The following is a 19109-nucleotide window of genomic DNA, read 5'->3' on the forward strand; positions in this document are numbered from 1 at the left end:
ACTGCTAGCCGCGCAGGCGTCCGCGGCTCTCCTGCAGGTAGCACGAGCCGCAGAGCGACTCGTAGGTGACCTCGGCCCCATCGATGGCGACCTGGTCCCCGTCGAAGACGAATCGGCCGTCGACCACCCGGCCGTTGAAGATCGCCTTCCGCCCGCAGCGGCAGATCGTCTTCAGCTCCTCGAGGCTGTGCGCGATCTCGAGGAGCCGCCTGCTTCCGGGGAACGCGGCGGTCCGGAAGTCGGTCCGGATGCCGTAGGCGAGGACGGGGACGTTCTCCAGGATCGCGATCCGGAGCAGATCGTCGACGTGCGACTCCGGCAGGAACTGCGCCTCGTCGACGAGCAGTGCACTGACGTCGCGGGCCGTCTCGGCGAGCACGCGGGCGCGCGCGGCGGAGAAGACGGCGACCGGATCGCCGTCGGGCTCGAACAGGATGTCCACCGGACGGGTCACGCCGAGGCGGGACACGATGAGCTCGTCGCCCTTGGTGTCGACGGCCGGCTTCGCGAGCAGCACCCGGTGCCCGCGCTCCTCGTAGTTGTGCGCGGCCTGCAGGAGCGAGGTGCTCTTGCCGCTGTTCATCGCGCCGTAGCGGAAGTAGAGCTTCGCCATCAGGTCCTGTCTCTGCTCGTGGGCGGGCGGTGCCCGCGGGCCGCGCCCGGCGCGGTCCTCGTGGTCGTGGTGGTCGTCGTGGTCGTCGTGGTCGTCGTGGTCGTCGTGGTCGTCGTGGTCGTCGTGCCGTCGGCGGTCGTGCCGGTCACTCGAGGAGGCCGTCCTCCGCCGCCCGCCGGATCAGGTCGGCGCGCCGGCTGGCCGGGCGGCCGATCTTGGCGTACTTCTGCCGGACGCGGCGCAGATAGGTCTTCGCCGTCTCGAACTGCACGTTCATCCTCGCGGCGACCTCGGGAGTGCTGGCGCCGGCGACGTAGTGGCGCAGCGCCTCGAGCTCCCCCGCGCTCAGGCGCGGACGCTGCTGCGCGGCCACCCCGATCGGCAGCGGGCGCCACTGAGCGGCGGACCCCGCGGTGGAGCGCATCGCCATCGCCGAGCGCGCCGCCTCCATCACGTCCTGCATCGACTGCGCCTTCGTGAGGTGCCGGGCGGCGCCGGCCCGCAGCGAGCGCTCGCGGATCTCGTCGTCCTCGCGCTCGGCGAGGACGATCACGGTCGCGCCCGCGGCACGGCAGGTGCGGATCCGCGCCTCGATCGAGATCGGCTCGCTCAGCTCGAAGTCCATCAGGACGACCTGCGTCGGGAACACCGTGCTGGTGACCAGCTCCATCCAGGTGCCGGCGCTCACGACGAGCTCGAAGTCCGGGGCGTTGGCGGCGATCCAGCTGCTCATGCTGTCCAGGAGCAGCTCGTGGTCGTCGAGGATGCCGAGCCGGACCGGTCGCGCGCCGCCGTCGGCGGAGGGGGTCTCGGCGGACCGGGACTCAGCGGACCGGGTCTCGACGGACCGGGACTCTGCGGCCCGGGCGGAGGAGCCGGACGTCGGCTCACCGGGGCGAGGGAGCATGCGACGATCCTAGCCGCGGGCCGGATCGCCTCCGCGGCCCTCTCAGAACAGCGTCGGCTGGCCCACCCCGGGCAGCACCGAGGCGCCGTCCTCGCCCAGCTCTCGGAGGATCAGTCCGCCGCCGCGGAGGCCGGCGTGCCGGGCCGGCTCGTCGCCGTCCTGCGGGCGGCCGTGCTCGCCCCCGAGGGTCCGCAGCACACCGAACGAGGGCAGCGCCGAGGCGCCGCGCGCGGTCGGTCCGAGCGCGGAGGAGCGCATCGAGCCGGTCGCCGGGTCGGCCTCCCCCTCCTCCAGCCGGTGGTCGCGCATCAGCGGGCGGATCCGGGCGGACAGCCAGCGGCGGTACTCCGCAGGCGCGTAGGCGGAGCGCCCGGGATACAGGGAGCGGTAGCGGTCGAGCAGCTCGGGGTGCTCCTGCGCGAGCCACTGCAGGAACCACTCCTTGACCCCGGGCTTGAGGTAGAGGGTCGAGTACATGATCGTGCTCGCCCCCGCCTCGCGGCAGGCACGGAGCGAGGCGTCCAGATGGGCGCGGGTGTCGGTGAGGAACGGCAGGATCGGCATCAGGAAGACCGAGCACTCGAAGCCCGCCTCGCGGGCGGCCGTGACGGTCGCCAGCCGGGCCGCGGCGGACGGAGCGCCGGGCTCGATCGAGCGCTGCAGATCCTCGTCGAAGACCGCGATCGAGACGCCGAGGTCGACGGGCACGTGCTCGGCGGCCTCGCGCAGCAGCGGCAGGTCGCGCCGGAGCAGCGAGCCCTTGGTCAGGATCGAGATCGGGGTGCCGGAGGCGGCCAGCGCGGCGATGATGCCGGGCATCAGCCGGTAGCGGCCCTCCGCCCGCTGGTACGGGTCGGTGTTGGTGCCGAGCGCGACGGGGTGCCGCTCCCAGCTCGGCCGGGCGAGCTCCCGGGTGAGCACCTCGGCGACGTTCACCTTGACGACGATCTGCGAGTCGAAGTCGCGCCCGCCGTCGAACTCGAGGTACTCGTGGGTGGGCCGGGCGAAGCAGTAGGTGCAGGCGTGAGTGCAGCCGCGCATCGGGTTGATCGTCCAGCCGAACGGCATCTTCGACGAGGAGTGCACCCGGTTCAGCGCCGACTTGGCGAGCACCTCGTAGAAGGTGATCCCGTCGAACTCGGGGGTGCGGACGGTGCGGACCAGCTCGGTGAGCTTGACCAGGCCCGGGAGCGCGGCCTCGTCCGCCGCGCCGATCGCCTGTCCGCTCCACCTCATGCGTCCATTAGAACATGTGTTCGAACGTTTCGGTGGGTCCATGCTGGTCGAGACGCCCGCCTCCATGCTGGTCGAGCAGCCGCGAAGCGGCGTATCGAGACCCACCGTCCTCAGCAGGTCGGGTCTGCAGACCCGTCTTCTGACGAAGGTGGATCTCGATACGCCCGCTACGCGGGCTACTCGATCAGCATGCGATCGAGACGCCCGCTGTGAGGGCTGCTCGATCAGCAGGGGCGGTCCGCCCTCGGTGCTCAGACCGAGGCGCGGAGCGCGAGCGCCTCGGAGGTGGCGGCGACGGTGCGCTCGGCCGTCTCCGGGGCGTCGTTGAGCGTCGAGCCGTAGCTGGGGACGAGCGAGCGGATCCGCGGCTCCCAAGCCTTCATCCGGTCGGGGAAGCAGCGCTTGACGATGTCCAGCATGATCGGCACGGCCGTCGAAGCGCCGGGCGAGGCGCCGAGCAGACCGGCGATCGTGCCGTCGGCGCCGGTGATGACCTCTGTGCCGAACTGCAGCACGCCGCCCTTCTTCTCGTCCTTCTTCATCACCTGGACGCGCTGGCCGGCGGTGATCAGGTACCAGTCCTCGGAGCGGGCGGTGGGCAGGAACTCGCGCAGCGCCTTCATCTTCTTGTCGCGACCGGCCAGCACCTCGCCGAGCAGGTACTTCATCAGGTCGAGGTTGTCGCGGGCGACCGCGAGCATCGGGCCGATGTTGTGCGGGCGGATCGACAGCGGCAGGTCGAGCCAGGAGCCGCGCTTGAGGAACTTGGGTGTGAAGCCGGCGTACGGGCCGAACAGCAGCGAGGCCTGGCCGTCGACGACGCGGGTGTCGAGGTGCGGGACCGACATCGGCGGGGCGCCGACGGCGGCCTTGCCGTAGACCTTCGCCTGGTGCCGGGCGACGATCGCCGGGTTGTCGGTCCGGAGGAACTGCCCCGAGATGGGGAAGCCGCCGAAGCCCTTGATCTCGGGGATGCCGGACTTCTGCAGCAGGTGCAGCGCCCCGCCGCCGGCGCCGACGAAGACGAAGCGGGCGACGACCTTCTTGGGCGTGCCGCCGACCTTCTGCTTGAGGTCCAGGCGCCAGGTGCCGTCCTTCTGACGGGTGATGCCGGTGACCTCGTGGCCGGTGTCGAGCGTGCCGCCGTGCGCGACGACGTGGTCGAAGAGCTGGTGGGTGAGCGCGCCGAAGTCGACGTCCGTGCCGGCCGGGATGCGCGTCGCGGCGTACGGTCCGCCACCCGCGGGGCGCTGCTCCATCAGCAGAGGCGCCCACTCGTGGATGGTCTTCGTGCTCTCGGTGAACTCCATGCCGGCGAAGAGCGGCTGGTCCTTCAGCGCCTCATAGCGCTTCCGGAGGTACTCGACGTTGGCCTCGCCGTGCACGAAGGTCATGTGCGGAGCGGAGTTGATGAAGCTCGAGGGCTCGCGGATGTCACCGGCCTCGACCAGGCTCGACCAGAACTGGCGCGAGATCTGGAACTGCTCGTTGATCTGGATCGCCTTGGCGGGATCGACGGAGCCGTCGGCCGCCTCGGGCATGTAGTTGAGCTCGCAGAGGGCGGCGTGGCCCGTGCCTGCGTTGTTCCAGGGGTTCGACGACTCCTGTGCCACGTCGCCGAGGCGCTCGTACGCGGCGATGGTCCAGTCGGGCTGGAGCTTGGTGAGGAGTGCACCGAGGGTGGCACTCATGATGCCCCCACCGATGAGGGCGACGTCGACCGGTTCCGAGGAGTTCACGAGAGTCGAGTTTACCGTCGGGCGCCGGGCGGGAGGCGGGCCGGGGGGCCGCTCCCCCATCAAATTGACGGCTTTTCCCGTCGGCGGGCGGCGGCGGCGGCCGCTGCTCGGGCGGGTGGGTCTCGATACGCCGCTCCGCGGCTACTCGACCAGCATGCAACCGCCGCGGCGCGCAGGCGGGCGCACCCCATGCAGGTGCCGCGGCGCGTAGGCGGGCGCCCCATGCTGATCGAGTAGCCCTCGCAGAGGGCGTATCGAGATCCACCGTCGCAGAGACGGCGGCCGGAAGCCACCGTCCTGAAGGCGTGGGTCTCGATACGCCGCTCCGCGGCTACTCGACCGGCATGGCGGTCCGCCGGGTCAGGCGACGGGCTGCTTCGCCGCGATCAGCTCGGCGATCTGCACGGCGTTGAGCGCCGCGCCCTTGCGGAGGTTGTCGTTGCTGATGAAGAGGGCGAGGCCGCGGCCCTCGGGGGCGCCCTCGTCGGCGCGGATGCGGCCGACGTAGCTCGGGTCGCTGCCGGCAGCCTCGAGCGGGGTCGGCACCTCGCGCAGCGCGACTCCGGGGGCGTCGGCGAGTAGCTCGCGGGCGCGCTCGGGGCTGAGCGGCGCGGAGAACTCGACGTTCACCGAGAGCGAGTGGCCGGTGAAGACCGGCACGCGCACGCAGGTGCCCGAGACCAGCAGGCCGGGCAGCTCGAGGATCTTGCGGCTCTCGTTGCGGAGCTTCTTCTCCTCGTCGGTCTCGTTCAGGCCGTCCTCGACGAGGCTGCCGGCGAACGGGATGACGTCGAAGGCGATCGGCGCGACGTACTTGTCCGGCGCCGGGAAGGCGACCGCCGAGCCGTCGTGCACGAGGTCGAGCAGGTGCTCGTCGGCGACGGCCGCGCGGACCTGGCCGGCCAGCTCGTTCGCGCCGGCGAGGCCGCTGCCGGAGACGGCCTGGTAGGTGCTGACGATGAGGCGGGTGAGCCCGGCCTCCTGGTCGAGGACCTTGAGGATCGGCATCGCGGCCATCGTGGTGCAGTTCGGGTTCGCGATGATGCCCTTCACGGCCTGCTCGATCGCGTGCGGGTTGACCTCGCTGACGACCAGCGGGACCTCGGGGTCCATCCGCCAGGCGCTGGAGTTGTCGATGACGACGGCGCCCGCGGCGGCGAAGCGCGGTGCCTGCGCGCGCGACCCCGTCGCTCCGGCCGAGAAGAGCGCGATATCGAGCCCCGAGGGGTCGGCGGTCTCGGTGTCCTCGACCACGACGTCCTCGCCGCGGAACGGCAGGGTCGTGCCGGCCGAGCGGGCGGTCGCGAAGAAGCGGATCGACGCGATCGGGAAGTCGCGCTCCTCGAGGAGGCGGCGCATGACGGTGCCGACCTGGCCGGTGGCGCCGACGACTCCGACGTGGAGGGGGGTGCTGCTCATGCTGGGCTCTTTCGTCCGTGGGCCGCTCGCGGGAGGAGCGGCACGAAGGGGTGCTGGAGGGAGGGCCCGGGCGGGCTCCCCGGAGACGGTACCGAACGACGGCGGAGTCGACGGGGCCGGAGGGTGCGATCGGCGGGATCGCGAGGGCGTTCGGCGGTCAGCGCCCGGTGCCGGCGTAGACGACGGCCTCGTCCTCGGCGTCGAGGCCGAAGGCGGTGTGCACGACGCGGAGGGCGTCGTTCACCGTGTCGGCGCGGGTCACGACCGAGATGCGGATCTCGCTCGTGGAGATCATCTCGATGTTGATCCCGGCCTCGTAGAGCGAGCGGAACAGTTTGGCCGAGACACCCGCGTTGGTGCGCATGCCGGCGCCGACGAGCGCGAGCTTGGCGATCTGGTCGTCGTACTGCAGCGACTCGAAGCCGACCTCGTCCTTCTCGGCGTTGAGCGCCGTGAGGACGGTCTGGCCGTCGGCCTTGGGCAGCGTGAAGGAGATGTCGGTGCGGCCGGTCGCGGCGGCGGAGACGTTCTGCACGATCATGTCGATGTTCGAGCCGGTCTTCGCGACGATCGTGAAGATCTGCGCGGCCTTGCCCGGGATGTCGGGCACGCCGACGACGGTGATCTTGGCCTCGTTGAGATCGGCGGCGACTCCGGCGATGATCGGCTCTTCCACGGGCTGTCCATTCTTCTCGGTGCTTCCGGGGGCGTCCTCGCCGGGCACGGCGTTGTAGACGATGGTGCCCTCGTTGGGGCTGAACGACGAGCGCACGTGCAGGGTGACGCCGTGGCGGCGGGCGAACTCGACGGCGCGGATGTGCAGGACCTTCGCGCCGGCGGCGGCGAGCTCGAGCATCTCCTCGCTGGAGATGCGGTCGAGCTTGCGGGCCTTCTTGACCACCCGCGGGTCGGCGGTGAAGACGCCGTCGACGTCGGTGTAGATCTCGCAGGTGTCGGCGCCGAGGCCGGCGGCGAGCGCGACCGCGGTGGTGTCCGAGCCGCCGCGGCCGAGGGTGGTGATGTCCTTGGTGTCGCGGTTGAAGCCCTGGAAGCCGGCGACGATGACGACCGCGTTCTCGTCCAGCGCGGCGCGCAGGCGGACCGGGGTGATGTCGACGATGCGGGCGGCGCCGTGCTGGGCGTCGGTGATCATGCCGGCCTGGCTGCCGGTGAAGGAGCGGGCGTCGTAGCCCATGCTCTTGATCGCCATGGCGAGCAGCGCCATCGAGATCCGCTCGCCGGAGGAGAGCAGCATGTCGAGCTCGCGGGGCGCGGGGATCGGCGTGACCTGGTGGGCCAGCTCGAGCAGGTCGTCGGTGGTGTCGCCCATCGCGGAGACGGCGACGACCACGTCGTTGCCCGCCTGCTTCGTCGCGACGATGCGCTTCGCGACCCGCTTGATGCTCTCCGCGTCGGCGACGGAGGACCCGCCGAACTTCTGGACGATCAGGCTCACGCGCTACTCCCGGGTCAGTGGCTCGGGCCGTGGCGACCCGACGCAGGAGTCTACCGGCGGGCGCATGCGCGAGGGGTCATGTTGCGGCGGCGGCTGTCGGGGTGTCCTCGGGGCGGGCCGGTGAGGTGCCTTCGGCACTCGGAACCGGCTCCGGCACGCGGAACCGGCTCCGGCACTCGAGATCGGGCGGATTCGACGAGCCGGAGGTGAATCCACGAGCCGGAGGTGCGGTCTGCGAAGGTTCGGCTCGCGGAAACGGGCTCGGCACGGCAGAACCGACCGACTCCACGAGCCGGAGGTGGTTCCGCGAGCCGGACGTTCTCGTCCGGGCAGGTTCGGCACGCGGGAACAGGCTCGGCACGCTGGAACCGACTGAAACCACGAGCCGGAGATGAATCCGCGAGCCGGAGATCCGGTTCGGAGACGTTCGGCACGCGGGAATTGGCCCGGCACGGCAAAACCGACGGAATCCACGAGCCGGAGGTACTTCGGCGAGCCTGAGATCCGATTCGGAGATGTTCGGCACGCGGGAGCAGGCTCGGCACGCCGGAACCGAACGAAATCACGAGCCGGAGGTGGATCCGCGAGCCCGAGGTCCGATACAGGGACGTCCGGCACGCGGAAACGGGCACGGCACGCCAGGACCGACCGAAACCACGAGCCGGAAATGAATCCGCGAGCCCGAGGTCCGATACAGGGACGTCCGGCACGCGGAAACAGGCTCGGCACGCCGGAACCGCGAGCCGGAGGTGGATCCGCGGGCCGGAGGTCCGATCCGGGGACGTCCGGCACGCGGAAACAGGCACGGCACGCCGGAACCGACCGGAACCGCGAGCCGGAGATGAATCCGCAAGCCCGAAGTCCAATCCGGGGACGTCCGGCACGCGGAAACAGGCACGGCACGCCGGAACCGACCGGAACCGCGAGCCGGAGGTGATTCCGCAAGCCCGAGGTCCGATCCAGAGACGTCCGGCACGCGGAAACAGGCCCGGCACGCCGGAACCGGCCAAGACCACGAGCAGGAGGTGTATCCGCGAGCCGGAGGTGGGCGACGAGAGGCGGGGGCGGCCCGCGTCAGTTCTCGACGAGGCGGCGGCCCTCGAAGGCGCGGCCGAGGGTGATCTCGTCGGCGTACTCGAGGTCGCCGCCGACGGGGAGGCCGGAGGCGAGGCGGGTGATGCGGATGCCGAGGGTGCTGAGCATGCGGGAGAGGTAGGTCGCGGTGGCCTCGCCCTCGAGGTTGGGGTCGGTCGCGATGATGACCTCCTGGACCTCGCCGTCGGCCAGGCGCTGCAGCAGCTGGCGGATCCGGAGCTGGTCGGGGCCGATGCCGTCGATCGGGCTGATCGCGCCGCCGAGCACGTGGTAGAGGCCGCGGAACTCGCGGGTGCGCTCGATGGCGGGGACGTCCTTCGCCTCCTCGACCACGCAGATGACGGCGCGGCTGCGGCGCGGGTCGCGGCAGATGCCGCAGGTGGCCTCCTCCGCGACGTTGCCGCAGATGTCGCAGAAGTGCACGCGGTTGCGCAGCTCCAGCAGGATCTCGGCGAGACGCGTGACGTCGAACGTCTCGGTCTGCAGGATGTGGAACGCGATGCGCTGGGCCGACTTCGGGCCGATGCCGGGGAGCCGGCCGAGCTCGTCGATCAGCTCCTGGACGATGCCTTCGTACATGCGGTCGCCTCCTCTCGGGATGCGGATTCAGTGGTGAGGAGTGCGGGAGCGAGGAGCGGGGCGACGGTCATGCGCCGGTCACCCGCGGACCGCGGGGGACGTGCGGCTGCTCCTCGATGAACTGGGCGCCGAGGATCTCGCGCACCACGGCCTCGCCGTAGCGCTGGCGGCCGTCGGCCGTGGCCGAGCGGGTGGTGCGGGTCACCGGGCGGGGCGCCGGCTCGGGCCGCTCGCGGGCACGGACGGGCGCGGGAGCGACGGGCGCCGGTGGTGCGGACGGCTCGCCGGGGGGCGCGACGGTCGCCCAGGAGTCGGGCATCGGCGGCTCGACCGGCGGCATGTCCTCCTCGGGCGGCTCCTCGTCGAACGGCGGCTCGTCGTCGGAGGGCTCGGCCGATGCGGCGGCCGGGCGGACCGGCGGCTCCTGCTCGGGGACGACCGGCGTCGAGCGCGGCGACGGGGCGAGGACCGGCACGTCGGTCGGCTCCGGAGCGACGACCGTCTCGATCGCGGGCTCGGCGGCGACCTCGGCGGGGGCCGGGTCGGCCGGGATGGCGACCGTCGCCCACTCGTCGGGGTCGCTGGGGGCGGTCGATGCAGCGGGCTGCTGCGCGGCGGGCTGCTCGACGGCGGGCTGCTCGACGGCGGGCGTCGGAGTCGCCTCGACGGCGGCGCGCTCGGCCTCGGGCGCGGTCGCGCGGGGCTCGACGCGGGCGATGTACTTCACCCGGAGGCCGAGGACCTGCTGGATCGCCTGGCGCAGGTGCTCGCTGACGCCGGGCTGACCGGCGCTGCCGGCCATCTTGAACGAGTCGACGTCGTTCTGGCTCGGGAAGGAGAGGGTGAGGACGTCGTCCTTCAGCGCCCGCACCTGTGCGGTGTAGGCGACGAGCCAGGCCGTCATCCGAGCCTTCTGCACGACCTCGAGGATCTCTGGCCAGCTGTCCTTCATCCGCTGCAGGGTGACGCCGCCGGGCTCGTCCGCCGCGGAGGGGTGGGGCGCCGGAGCGGGCGCGGCCGGGCTCGGAGTCGCGGCGTCGGCGGGAGTCGAGTCGGCCGGGGTCGAGTCGGCGGCGGCACCCGGGACGGCGTCGGGCGCGGATGACGGCGAGGCCGCGCCGGAGCCTGCATCGGCCGACGCCGCGGAGACGACCGGGGCCTCGACGCGCGGGGCCGCCGCGATCGACTCCGGCACCGACTCCGGCGTCGCGGCGTGCGAGGGGAGGTGCGGCTCGGGCATGCGCGACTCGGGTGCGCGGGTCTCGGGTGCGCGGGAGGAAGCGGTACGGGACTCGGGCGCGCGCGACTCCGGAGCACGCGAGTCGGCGGACGGCCGCATCGGCGCCGGGGCGGCCTGCGACGGCGCCGGCACCACGACGGAGGCGGGGGCGGCCGCCGCGCCGGACCCGTGCACCAGCGTGCGCGCGATCATCAGTTCGAGGTGCAGCCGCGGCGAGGTCGCGCCCGTCATCTCGGTGAGCGCGTCGTTGACGATGTCGGCGATGCGGGAGAGCTCGCCGAGGCCGAGCGCGCGCGACTGGCCGGCCATCCGGTCGAGCTCGTCCTGGGACACGCCGCGCAGGACCGCGGAGGCCGCACCTCCGGTGGCGGCGACGACGATGAGGTCGCGGAGCTTCTCGAGCAGGTCCTCGACGAAGCGGCGCGGGTCCTGGCCGGTCTGGATGACCCGGTCGACGGCGCCGAACGCCTCGGCGGAGTCGTGCTCGGCGAGCGCGTCGACGACCTCGTCGAGCAGGGCGCCGTGGGTGTAGCCGAGCAGGGCGACCGCGCGCTCGTACTCGACCGTCTCGTCCTCGGAGCCGGCCATCAGCTGGTCGAGGAGGGAGAGGGTGTCGCGGACCGAGCCGCCGCCGGCGCGGACGACCAGCGGGAGCACGCCCGCGGCGACACTCACCTTCTCGCGCTCGCACAGCTCCTGCGTGTAGTCGAGCATCTGCGCGGGCGGGACGAGCCGGAACGGGTAGTGGTGCGTGCGCGAGCGGATCGTGCCGATGACCTTGTCCGGCTCGGTCGTCGCGAAGATGAACTTCACGTGCTCCGGCGGCTCCTCGACGATCTTGAGCAGCGCGTTGAAGCCCTGCGGCGTCACCATGTGCGCCTCGTCGAGGATGAAGATCTTGAAGCGGTCGCGGGCCGGGGCGAAGATCGCCCGCTCGCGCAGGTCGCGCGCGTCGTCGACGCCGTTGTGGCTCGCGGCGTCGATCTCGACCACGTCGAGCGAGCCCTGGCCGTCGCGGCTGAGCTCGACGCAGCTGTCGCAGACGCCGCACGGAGTGTCCGTCGGGCCCTGGGCGCAGTTGAGGCAGCGGGCGAGGATGCGCGCCGAGGTGGTCTTGCCGCAGCCGCGCGGACCGCTGAAGAGGTAGGCGTGATTGACGCGGTTGGTGCGCAGCGCCGTCATGAGCGGATCGGTCACCTGGGACTGGCCGATCATCTCGGCGAACGTCTCCGGCCGGTACCGGCGATACAGGGCTGCTACCACCCGACAAGAGTAGCCGCGACCTCCGACACCGGACGCGGGTCGCCGGAGCCGCCGCCTCCCGTAGCCTCGAGGCCGTGACCGGCCGCCCCAGCACTCCCCCGTTCGACGCCGTCGTCCTCGCCGGCGGACGCGGCGAGCGCCTCGGCGGCGCAGCCAAGCCGCTGCTCGAGCACGACGGCTCGACGCTGCTCGCGCACGCGCTGAGCGCTGTCGCCGGCGCCCGGCGCGTCGTGGTCGCCGGACCGGAGGAGCTCCGGGGCGCAGTCGGAGCGGCGCTCCTCGTCCAGGAGGAGCCGGCGTTCGGCGGACCGGTCGCCGGTCTCGCGGCGGCGCTGCCCCTGCTCGCGCGGGACGACGCGGCCGGCTGGATCGCCGTCCTCGCGGCCGACCTCGTCGATCCCGCTCCGGCACTCGATCGGCTGCTGGCCGCCGCCGCCGCGGATCCGGCGGCCGACGCCCTGCTCGCCGTCGATGGGGACGGCCGCGCGCAGCTCCTCCTCGGCCTGCACCGCCGAGCCGCTCTGACGGCCGCCGTGACGCGGCTCCCCGCAGTCGACGGCGCCTCCGTCCGCGCGCTCCTGGCGGGGCCGGCCGTGCGGCTCGTCGAGGTGCCGGCCGGTTCGACCGCGGACGTCGACGACCGCGCCGACGCCCTCCGGCACGGCATCGCCGTGCCGGAGGGCGTGCCGGGCGCAGAATCCGAACCGGGCGCAGACTGAACGCGTGACCCACGACACGAACACGACCCCTTCCTCCGCTCCGGACGCCCGCGAGGACACCGCCGCACTGCTCGCCGCCTGGTGGGACGAGCTGACCGCCGCCCTCGGGCTCGCCGACGTGCCGGTCGAGCGCGACGCCCTGCTCTCCCTGGCCGGCGACGCGGCGCACGGCGTGGTGCGGCCCGCCGCTCCGCTGACGACGTTCCTTGCCGGCTACGCCGCGGGACTGCAGGGCGGCGACCGAGAGGCGCTCGACGCGGCGGTGCGGACGTCGCTCGAGGCGATCCGCATGCGTACGCACGAATCCTGAGACGCTACTCCCTCCACCCCGATCCGGCACCAGGCTTCGGGCGTACGTTTCGCTCGAGCCTCGACGCCGCGGACCTCCTCCAGACGATCGCGGCGCGGCTCCCGCGGCGCTCACGCACCGCGGTCGCATCCCGTGAAGGAGAACCGCATGTCAGGCAACAGAGCAGTCGCCTACAAGAGCCCCGGCGTCGTCGAGGTCATCGACATCGACTACCCGACCTTCGAGCTGAAGGACGGACCGGGCGTGAACCCGGCGAACATCGGCAGGAAGCTGCCGCACGGCGCGATCCTCCGCACCGTCTCGACCAACATCTGCGGCTCGGACCAGCACATGGTCCGCGGGCGCACCACCGCCCCCGCCGATCTCGTCCTCGGGCACGAGATCACGGGCGAGGTCGTCGAGGTCGGGCCGGACGTCGAGTTCGTCAAGGTCGGCGACATCGTCTCGGTGCCGTTCAACATCGCCTGCGGCCGCTGTCGCAACTGCAAGGAGCGCAAGACCGGCATCTGCCTGAACGTGAACCCGGACCGCCCGGGCAGCGCCTACGGCTACGTCGACATGGGCGGCTGGGTCGGCGGGCAGGCCGAGTACGTCATGGTCCCCTACGCCGACTGGAACCTGCTCGTGTTCCCCGACCGCGACCAGGCGCTGGAGAAGATCCTCGACCTCACGATGCTCTCGGACATCTTCCCGACCGGCTTCCACGGCGCGGTCACCGCGGGCGTCGGCGTCGGCTCGACCGTCTACGTCGCCGGGGCGGGCCCGGTCGGACTCGCCGCGGCCGTCGGCGCCCAGCTGCTCGGCGCGGCCGTCGTGATCGTCGCGGACCTCAACGAGGAGCGGCTCGCGCAGGCGCGCTCGTTCGGCTGCGAGACCGTCGACGTCTCCAAGGGCGACCCGGCCGGGCAGATCGAGCAGATCCTCGGCGTGCCGGAGGTCGACTGCGGCGTGGACGCCGTGGGCTTCGAGGCGCACGGCAACGGAGCCGACTCGGGCACCGAGGCGCCGGCCACCGTGCTGAACTCGCTGATGTCGATCACCGCGGCGGGCGGCGCGCTCGGCATCCCGGGGCTCTACGTCACCGGTGACCCGGGCGGAGTGGACGAGGCCGCGCAGGAGGGCTCGCTCTCTATCCGCCTCGGGCTGGGCTGGGCGAAGTCGCTGTCGTTCACGACCGGCCAGTGCCCGGTGATGAAGTACAACCGCTCGCTGATGATGGCGATCCTGCACGACAAGGTGCAGATCGCGAAGGCGGTGCAGGCCACGGCCATCTCGCTGGACGAGGCGCCGCAGGGCTACGCCGACTTCGACAAGGGCGCCGCGAAGAAGTTCGTGCTGAACCCGAACGGGTACCTCGGCTGAGCCGGTGACCGCGACGGCGCCGGGTCCGCGGATCCGGCGCCGTCGCCGGCCCACCGCGGGCGCGACCAGAATGGACGGATGAGCGACATCGACTGGGACGGCGCTCGCGTGCGGATCGCCGCGGCGACCGCTCCCGGGCCGCTCGCGACGGTCCCGCTGCTCGAGGCGGAGGGCTGCGTCACGTCCGGCTCCGTGCTCGCACCGCGACCGCTCCCCCACTACGACTCCTCGGCGATGGACGGCTGGGCCGTCCGCGGAGCGTCGCCCTGGCGCCTCGGACCGGGCAGCGCCGAGCCGATCGTCACCGGCGGGGTCGTGCCGGAGTGGTGCGAGAGCGTCCTTCCGAGCGAGCGCGGCCGGGTGACCGGCGACGTGCTCTCCTCGGAGCACCCGGTGCCGCTCGGACGGCACATCCGCAGCGCGGGCGACGAGGCTCCGGCGGGCACCGCGCTCGTCGACTCCGGCGTGCGGCTGCGGTCGGCGCACCTCGCGCTGCTCGCGATCGCGGGCTTCGACGAGCTCGTCGTGCGGCGGCCGGTGACGGTCGATCTGCTCTTCACCGGTGGCGAGGTCGACACCGCGGGGATGCCCAGGGCCGGGCGCGTCCGCGACGCGTTCACGCCGCTGCTGCCGCCGCTCGTCGCGCGCGGCGGGGGTGCGGTGGGATCGGTGCGGCGGCTCGGCGACGACGACGAGGCGATCGCCCGCGCGCTGCTCGCGAGCACGGCTCCACTGCAGATCACGACGGGCGGGACCGGGCGGTCGCGGGTGGACGCGGTGCGGCGGGCGCTCCGGATCGCGGGGGCGACCCTGATCGTCGACGGGGTCGCGATGCGGCCGGGGCATCCGACGGTGATCGCGTCGCTGCCCGGCGGGGCGGTCGTGCTCGCGCTGCCCGGGAATCCGCTCGCCGCGTTCCTCGCGGCACTGTCGTTCCTGCCGCCGGCGCTGGACGCGGCGAGCGGGGCCGCCGCGCCGGTGCTGCGTCAGGGCGTGCTGGGCGAGCCGCTCGGCCGCGCCGGGTCGACCGTGCTCGTGCCGGTCGTCGAGGCGGACGGCGTCTGGCGGGCGGTGCACGGGATCCGCTCGCACATGCTCTCGGGGCTCACGGTGGCGGAGGCTGTCGCCGTCGTTCCGGCGGGCGGTGCCGCGGCCGGGGAGAGGGTGCGGCTGCTTCGGCTGCCGTGGTGAGCGCGACCGGACTGCTGACGGGGCGGGTCTCGATACGCCGCTCCGCGGCTACTCGACCAGCATGGTGCGCAGCGGGCGTAGCGAGCGGCCTGCCTTCATGCTGATCGAGTAGGCCGCGCAGCGGGCGTATCGAGATCCGCCGGCGTCAGGAAGGGTGGGTCTCGATACGCCGCTCCGCGGCTACTCGACCAGCATGTTCCGCAGCGGGCGTAGCGAGATCCACCGGGCGGGTCAGGCGGCCGGCTCCAGGCGGACGACGACGGACTTCGAGGTGGGGGTGCCGCTGACCGCCGCGGTGGAGTCGAGCGGGACGAGCACGTTCGTCTCGGGGTAGTAGGCGGCGACGCAGCCGCGCGGGGTGTCGTAGGCGACGACGCGGAACGACGGGGCGCGGCGCTCGAGGCCGTCCTCCCACTCCGAGACCAGGTCGACCATCGCGCCGTCGGCGAGGCCCTGCTCGGCGATGTCGGCGGCGTGCACGAAGACGACGCGGCGACCGCCGTGGATGCCGCGGTAGCGGTCGTCCTTGCCGTAGATGGTGGTGTTGAACTGGTCGTGCGAGCGCAGCGTCTGCAGCAGCAGCCGCCCCTCCGGGACCTTCGGGTACTGCAGCGGATTCGCGGTGAAGCGGGCGAGGCCGGTCGCTGTGGCGAAGCGGCGCTCGTCGCGCGGCGGGTGCGGCAGGACGAAGCCGCCCGGCTCGTTCACCCGGCGCTCGAAGTCCTCGAAGCCGGGGACGACGGCGGCGATGTGCCGGCGGATCAGGCGGTAGTCCTCGCGCAGCGCCGCCCAGTCGACGACCGGCGTGTTCGGGCGGTCGGCGAGCAGGCGCTCCGCGATGCCGGTGAGGATCGCCACCTCGGACTGCAGGACCGTGCTCGGCGGGGCGAGCCGCCCGCGCGAGGCGTGCACGGCGCTCATCGAGTCCTCGACGGTGACCCGCTGCTCCCCCGTCGCGCGCTTGTCGGAGTCGGTGCGGCCGAGGGTCGGCAGGATCAGCGCACGGCGGCCGGTGACCACGTGCGAGCGGTTGAGCTTGGTCGAGATGTGCACCGTCAGCGCGAGCGAGCGCATCGCGGCCTCGGTCACGGCGGTGTCCGGGGTCGCCCGGGCGAAGTTGCCGCCGAGGCCCATGAAGACGCGGGCCTTCCCGTCGCGCATCGCCCGGATCGCGGCGACCGTGTCGGTGCCGTGCTCGCGCGGCGAGGCGAAGGAGAACTCGCGGTCGAGCGCGTCGTGGAAGGAGTCCGGCATCCGCTCGAAGATCCCCATCGTGCGGTCGCCCTGCACGTTCGAGTGGCCGCGCACCGGGCAGACGCCCGCACCCGGCTTGCCGATGTTGCCGGTCAGCAGCAGGACGTTCACGACGTCCTTGAGGGTCGCGACGGAGTGCGCGTGCTGCGTGAGACCCATCGCCCAGCAGACGATGGTGCCCTCGCTCGCCGCGATCAGCTCGGCGATCTCGCGGATGCGGGCCTCGTCGATCCCGCTCGCCCGCTCGATCTCGGACCACTCGGTGCCGCGGATCTCGTCGAGGTAGCCCTCGAGGCCGTCGGTGCTCTCGGCGATGAAGGCGCGGTCGAAGACACCGCCGCGGGCCTCCTCCGCGTCGAGGAGCGCCTTGCCGAAGCCCTGGAAGAGCGCCTGGTCGCCGCCCAGCCGCACCTGGAGGAAGTGGTCGGCGAGCGCCGTGCCGCCGCCGATCATGCCGCGCACGGTCTGCGGGTTCTCGAAGCGCAGCAGGCCCGCCTCGGGCAGTGGGTTGATCGCGACGATCGTGCCGCCCGCGCGCTTCGCCCGCTCGAGCGCGGTGAGCATCCGCGGGTGGTTGGTGCCCGGGTTCTGGCCGGCGACGATCAGGAGAGGCGCCCGCTCGACGTCGCGGAGGCTGACCGAGCCCTTGCCGATGCCGATCGTCTCGGTCAGCGCGGACCCGCTGGACTCGTGGCACATGTTGGAGCAGTCGGGCAGGTTGTTGGTGCCGAAGCCGCGCACCAGCAGCTGGTAGACGAACGCGGCCTCGTTGGAGGTACGGCCCGAGGTGTAGAAGATCGCTTCGTCCGGGTCGGCGCAGGCGCGCAGCTCGTCCGCGACGACGTCGAGCGCCTCGTCCCAGCCGACCGGGCGGTAGTGCGTCGCGCCCTCGTCCAGGAGCATCGGCTCGGTGAGGCGGCCCTGCTGGCCGAGCTGGTAGTCGTCCCAGCCCTCGAGCTCGATCAGCGAGTGCGCGGCGAAGAAGTCGGCCGTGACGGTGCGCAGCGTCGCCTCCTCGGCGACCGCCTTCGCGCCGTTCTCGCAGAACTCGGCGACATGCCGCTTGTCGGCCTCGGGCCAGGCGCAGCCGGGGCAGTCGAAGCCGGTCTTCTGGTTCACCCGGAGGAGCGTCTCGGCGCTGCGCAGCGGACCCATCTGCTTGAGCGAGATCTGCAGCGCGTGCGCGACGCCGGGGATGCCGACGGCCCGCCTCTTCGGGGCGCCGACCGTGACGGCGCTCTCGTCGATCGGGTTCTCGCGGGCTTCGGCGTCATCGACCATTCCTGCATGCTACGTCGGGGAGCGGGTGGGAGGATGAGCGCCGGCCGTCCGGGCTCTCAGGTCGCGGGGCGGTGCGCCAGCCGCGTCGAGGAGGACCCCATGAGCCGTGCCGTCGCCCGGACCCGCCTGATCGCCGTCCGCGCCGGGGAGCCGACCCGCCGCCGCGAGGACGTGCTGGCCGTCGAGGAGCCGCTCGAGATCCGCGTGGGCGGGCGGCGATTCAGCGTCACCATGCGCACTCCCGGGGAGGACTTCGACCTGGTCGCCGGGTTCCTGGTGTCGGAGGGGTTGCTCACCTCGACGGAGCAGCTCGCGGCGATGCGCTACTGCGCGAGCGGCGCGGGGCCGAGCGAGAACACCTACAACGTGATCGACGCGACGGTGCGCGGGGGCCGCGCGGAGATCCTGCTCGACCGCGAGCGCTCGGTGTACACGTCGAGCTCGTGCGGGGTCTGCGGGCTGGCGTCGCTGGAGGCCGTCGCGACGGAGTCCGCGTGGAGCGTGGCGGAGGATCCGCTGCGGGTGTCGACCGAGCTGCTCGTGTCGCTGCCGGACCGGCTGCGGGAGGCGCAGGCGGTGTTCGAGCGGACCGGCGGCCTGCACGCGGCCGGCCTCTTCGACTCGGACGGCTCGCTTCTGGCGCTGCGGGAGGACGTGGGGCGGCACAACGCGGTCGACAAGGTCGTCGGCTGGGGCCTGCGCGAGGGCCGGCTGCCGCTGCGCGGCACGCTGCTGCAGGTGTCGGGCCGCGCCTCGTTCGAGCTCGTCCAGAAGGCCGTGATGGCGGGCATCCCCCTCCTCGCGGCCGTCGGCGCCCCGTCCTCGCTCGCCGTCGACCTCGCCCGCGACGCGGGTCTCACCCTCATCGGCTTCAGCCGCGGCGCCGGCTTCAACGTCTACGCGGGCGACGCCCGCCTCGCCGCAGACTGACGCGGGCGGGTCTCGGTCCGCAAGCTCGGGCAGGGTGGGTCTCGATACGCCGCGTACCGCGGCTACTCGACCAGCATGCACAGGACGGCGACCGCGGATGGCAGCAGCCCGCGCGCGAGCGCGGCCCTCCCACTGCTTGCACGTTCATCGGCGACGTGGAAGGCAGCAGCTCGCGCGTCAGCGCGGCCCTTCCGCTGCTCGCACGTTCACCGGCGCCGTCGTCGGAAGCGGCTCGCGCGCAGCGCGGCCCCACCGCTGCTCACGCGACCACCGAGGACGTCGGCCGCACCGTGCTTGCACGGACGAGGCAGAGGGCCCGACCCGGAATCGCGTGCCAGCGATTCAGGGCAGCCCGACGCGACCCGCTCCACAGAACGCTCCCACCCGTGCAAGCCGACCGCGAGTCGTCTAGCGGCTGCGCCGCTAGATGTAGTTCCTCGGGACGTTGTGAACGGGTGACGTAGAAGAAGACCTCCGGGACGATGTGGGTTACCACACACGCATCGTCACCGGAG

General features: G+C 72.7%; 15 protein-coding genes. 5 read left to right on the plus strand and 10 right to left on the minus strand.

The annotated features are described in order from the left end of the window. Window positions 1-4 precede the first annotated feature (4 nt). The 9 genes from EDF45_RS20290 to EDF45_RS20325 form a co-directional block, all read right to left on the minus strand. Window positions 5-613: a thymidine kinase gene (locus tag EDF45_RS20290; protein ID WP_123447696.1), complete on the minus strand. Its 609-nt coding sequence runs from the start codon at window positions 611-613 to the stop codon at window positions 5-7. Continuing rightward, window positions 613-762 carry a hypothetical protein gene (locus EDF45_RS21500; RefSeq protein ID WP_185020296.1) on the minus strand — a complete coding sequence of 50 codons (150 nt, stop codon included), beginning with the start codon at window positions 760-762 and terminating at the stop codon, window positions 613-615. The genes EDF45_RS20290 and EDF45_RS21500 overlap by 1 nt, the downstream gene beginning before the upstream one ends. Beyond that, complete coding sequence (locus EDF45_RS20295) at window positions 759-1520, minus strand: response regulator transcription factor (protein ID WP_123737557.1); 762 nt, start codon at window positions 1518-1520, stop codon at window positions 759-761. Before EDF45_RS20295 ends, EDF45_RS21500 begins: the two co-directional genes overlap by 4 nt. Window positions 1521-1562: 42 nt before the next feature. Further along, on the minus strand, window positions 1563-2756 hold the full coding sequence (locus EDF45_RS20300; protein ID WP_123737556.1) for an Rv2578c family radical SAM protein: 1194 nt from the start codon (window positions 2754-2756) through the stop codon (window positions 1563-1565). 251 nt (window positions 2757-3007) lie between these two features. After that, a complete protein-coding gene (locus EDF45_RS20305; RefSeq protein ID WP_123737555.1) occupies window positions 3008-4555 on the minus strand; it encodes a malate:quinone oxidoreductase in 1548 nt (515 codons plus the stop codon). A 300-nt stretch (window positions 4556-4855) separates the two neighbouring features. Beyond that, the gene (locus tag EDF45_RS20310) at window positions 4856-5914 is read right to left on the minus strand and encodes an aspartate-semialdehyde dehydrogenase (protein ID WP_123737554.1); all 1059 of its coding nucleotides are present in this window, start codon (window positions 5912-5914) and stop codon (window positions 4856-4858) included. 157 nt (window positions 5915-6071) lie between these two features. Then, window positions 6072-7370 (minus strand): aspartate kinase, encoded by a 1299-nt coding sequence (locus EDF45_RS20315; RefSeq protein ID WP_123447701.1) that lies wholly within the window; start codon window positions 7368-7370, stop codon window positions 6072-6074. Between the two features lie 1074 nt (window positions 7371-8444). Further along, entirely contained in the window at window positions 8445-9044 is a 600-nt protein-coding gene (recR, locus tag EDF45_RS20320; RefSeq protein ID WP_123447702.1) for a recombination mediator RecR, read from the minus strand. Window positions 9045-9111: 67 nt separating this feature from the next. Next, window positions 9112-11547, minus strand: a complete 2436-nt coding sequence (locus EDF45_RS20325) for a DNA polymerase III subunit gamma and tau (protein ID WP_123737553.1) — start codon at window positions 11545-11547, stop codon at window positions 9112-9114. Window positions 11548-11621: 74 nt separating this feature from the next. Between EDF45_RS20325 and EDF45_RS20330 the strand changes: the two genes are divergently transcribed. The 4 genes from EDF45_RS20330 (at window position 11622) to EDF45_RS20345 (ending at window position 15129) form a co-directional block, all read left to right on the plus strand. Continuing rightward, on the plus strand, window positions 11622-12266 hold the full coding sequence (locus EDF45_RS20330) for a molybdenum cofactor guanylyltransferase (RefSeq protein WP_185020297.1): 645 nt from the start codon (window positions 11622-11624) through the stop codon (window positions 12264-12266). A gap of 4 nt (window positions 12267-12270) precedes the next feature. Beyond that, window positions 12271-12576, plus strand: a complete 306-nt coding sequence (locus EDF45_RS20335; RefSeq protein ID WP_123737551.1) for a DUF6457 domain-containing protein — start codon at window positions 12271-12273, stop codon at window positions 12574-12576. Window positions 12577-12723: 147 nt separating this feature from the next. Next, a complete protein-coding gene (gene fdhA, locus EDF45_RS20340; RefSeq protein ID WP_123705217.1) occupies window positions 12724-13938 on the plus strand; it encodes a formaldehyde dehydrogenase, glutathione-independent in 1215 nt (404 codons plus the stop codon). A 78-nt stretch (window positions 13939-14016) separates the two neighbouring features. Next, window positions 14017-15129, plus strand: a complete 1113-nt coding sequence (locus EDF45_RS20345) for a molybdopterin molybdotransferase MoeA (RefSeq protein WP_123737550.1) — start codon at window positions 14017-14019, stop codon at window positions 15127-15129. A gap of 231 nt (window positions 15130-15360) precedes the next feature. On the opposite strand, the gene EDF45_RS20350 is transcribed toward EDF45_RS20345, so the two are convergent. Continuing rightward, entirely contained in the window at window positions 15361-17664 is a 2304-nt protein-coding gene (locus EDF45_RS20350; RefSeq protein WP_123737549.1) for an FdhF/YdeP family oxidoreductase, read from the minus strand. Between the two features lie 99 nt (window positions 17665-17763). Here EDF45_RS20350 and fdhD point away from each other — a divergent pair, with 99 nt between their 5' ends. Beyond that, complete coding sequence (gene fdhD, locus EDF45_RS20355; protein ID WP_123737548.1) at window positions 17764-18594, plus strand: formate dehydrogenase accessory sulfurtransferase FdhD; 831 nt, start codon at window positions 17764-17766, stop codon at window positions 18592-18594. Window positions 18595-19109 lie beyond the last annotated feature (515 nt).

Origin of the sequence: Rathayibacter sp. PhB186, from assembly GCF_003751825.1 — a bacterium.
Taxonomy (GTDB): Bacteria; Actinomycetota; Actinomycetes; order Actinomycetales; family Microbacteriaceae; genus Rathayibacter; species Rathayibacter festucae.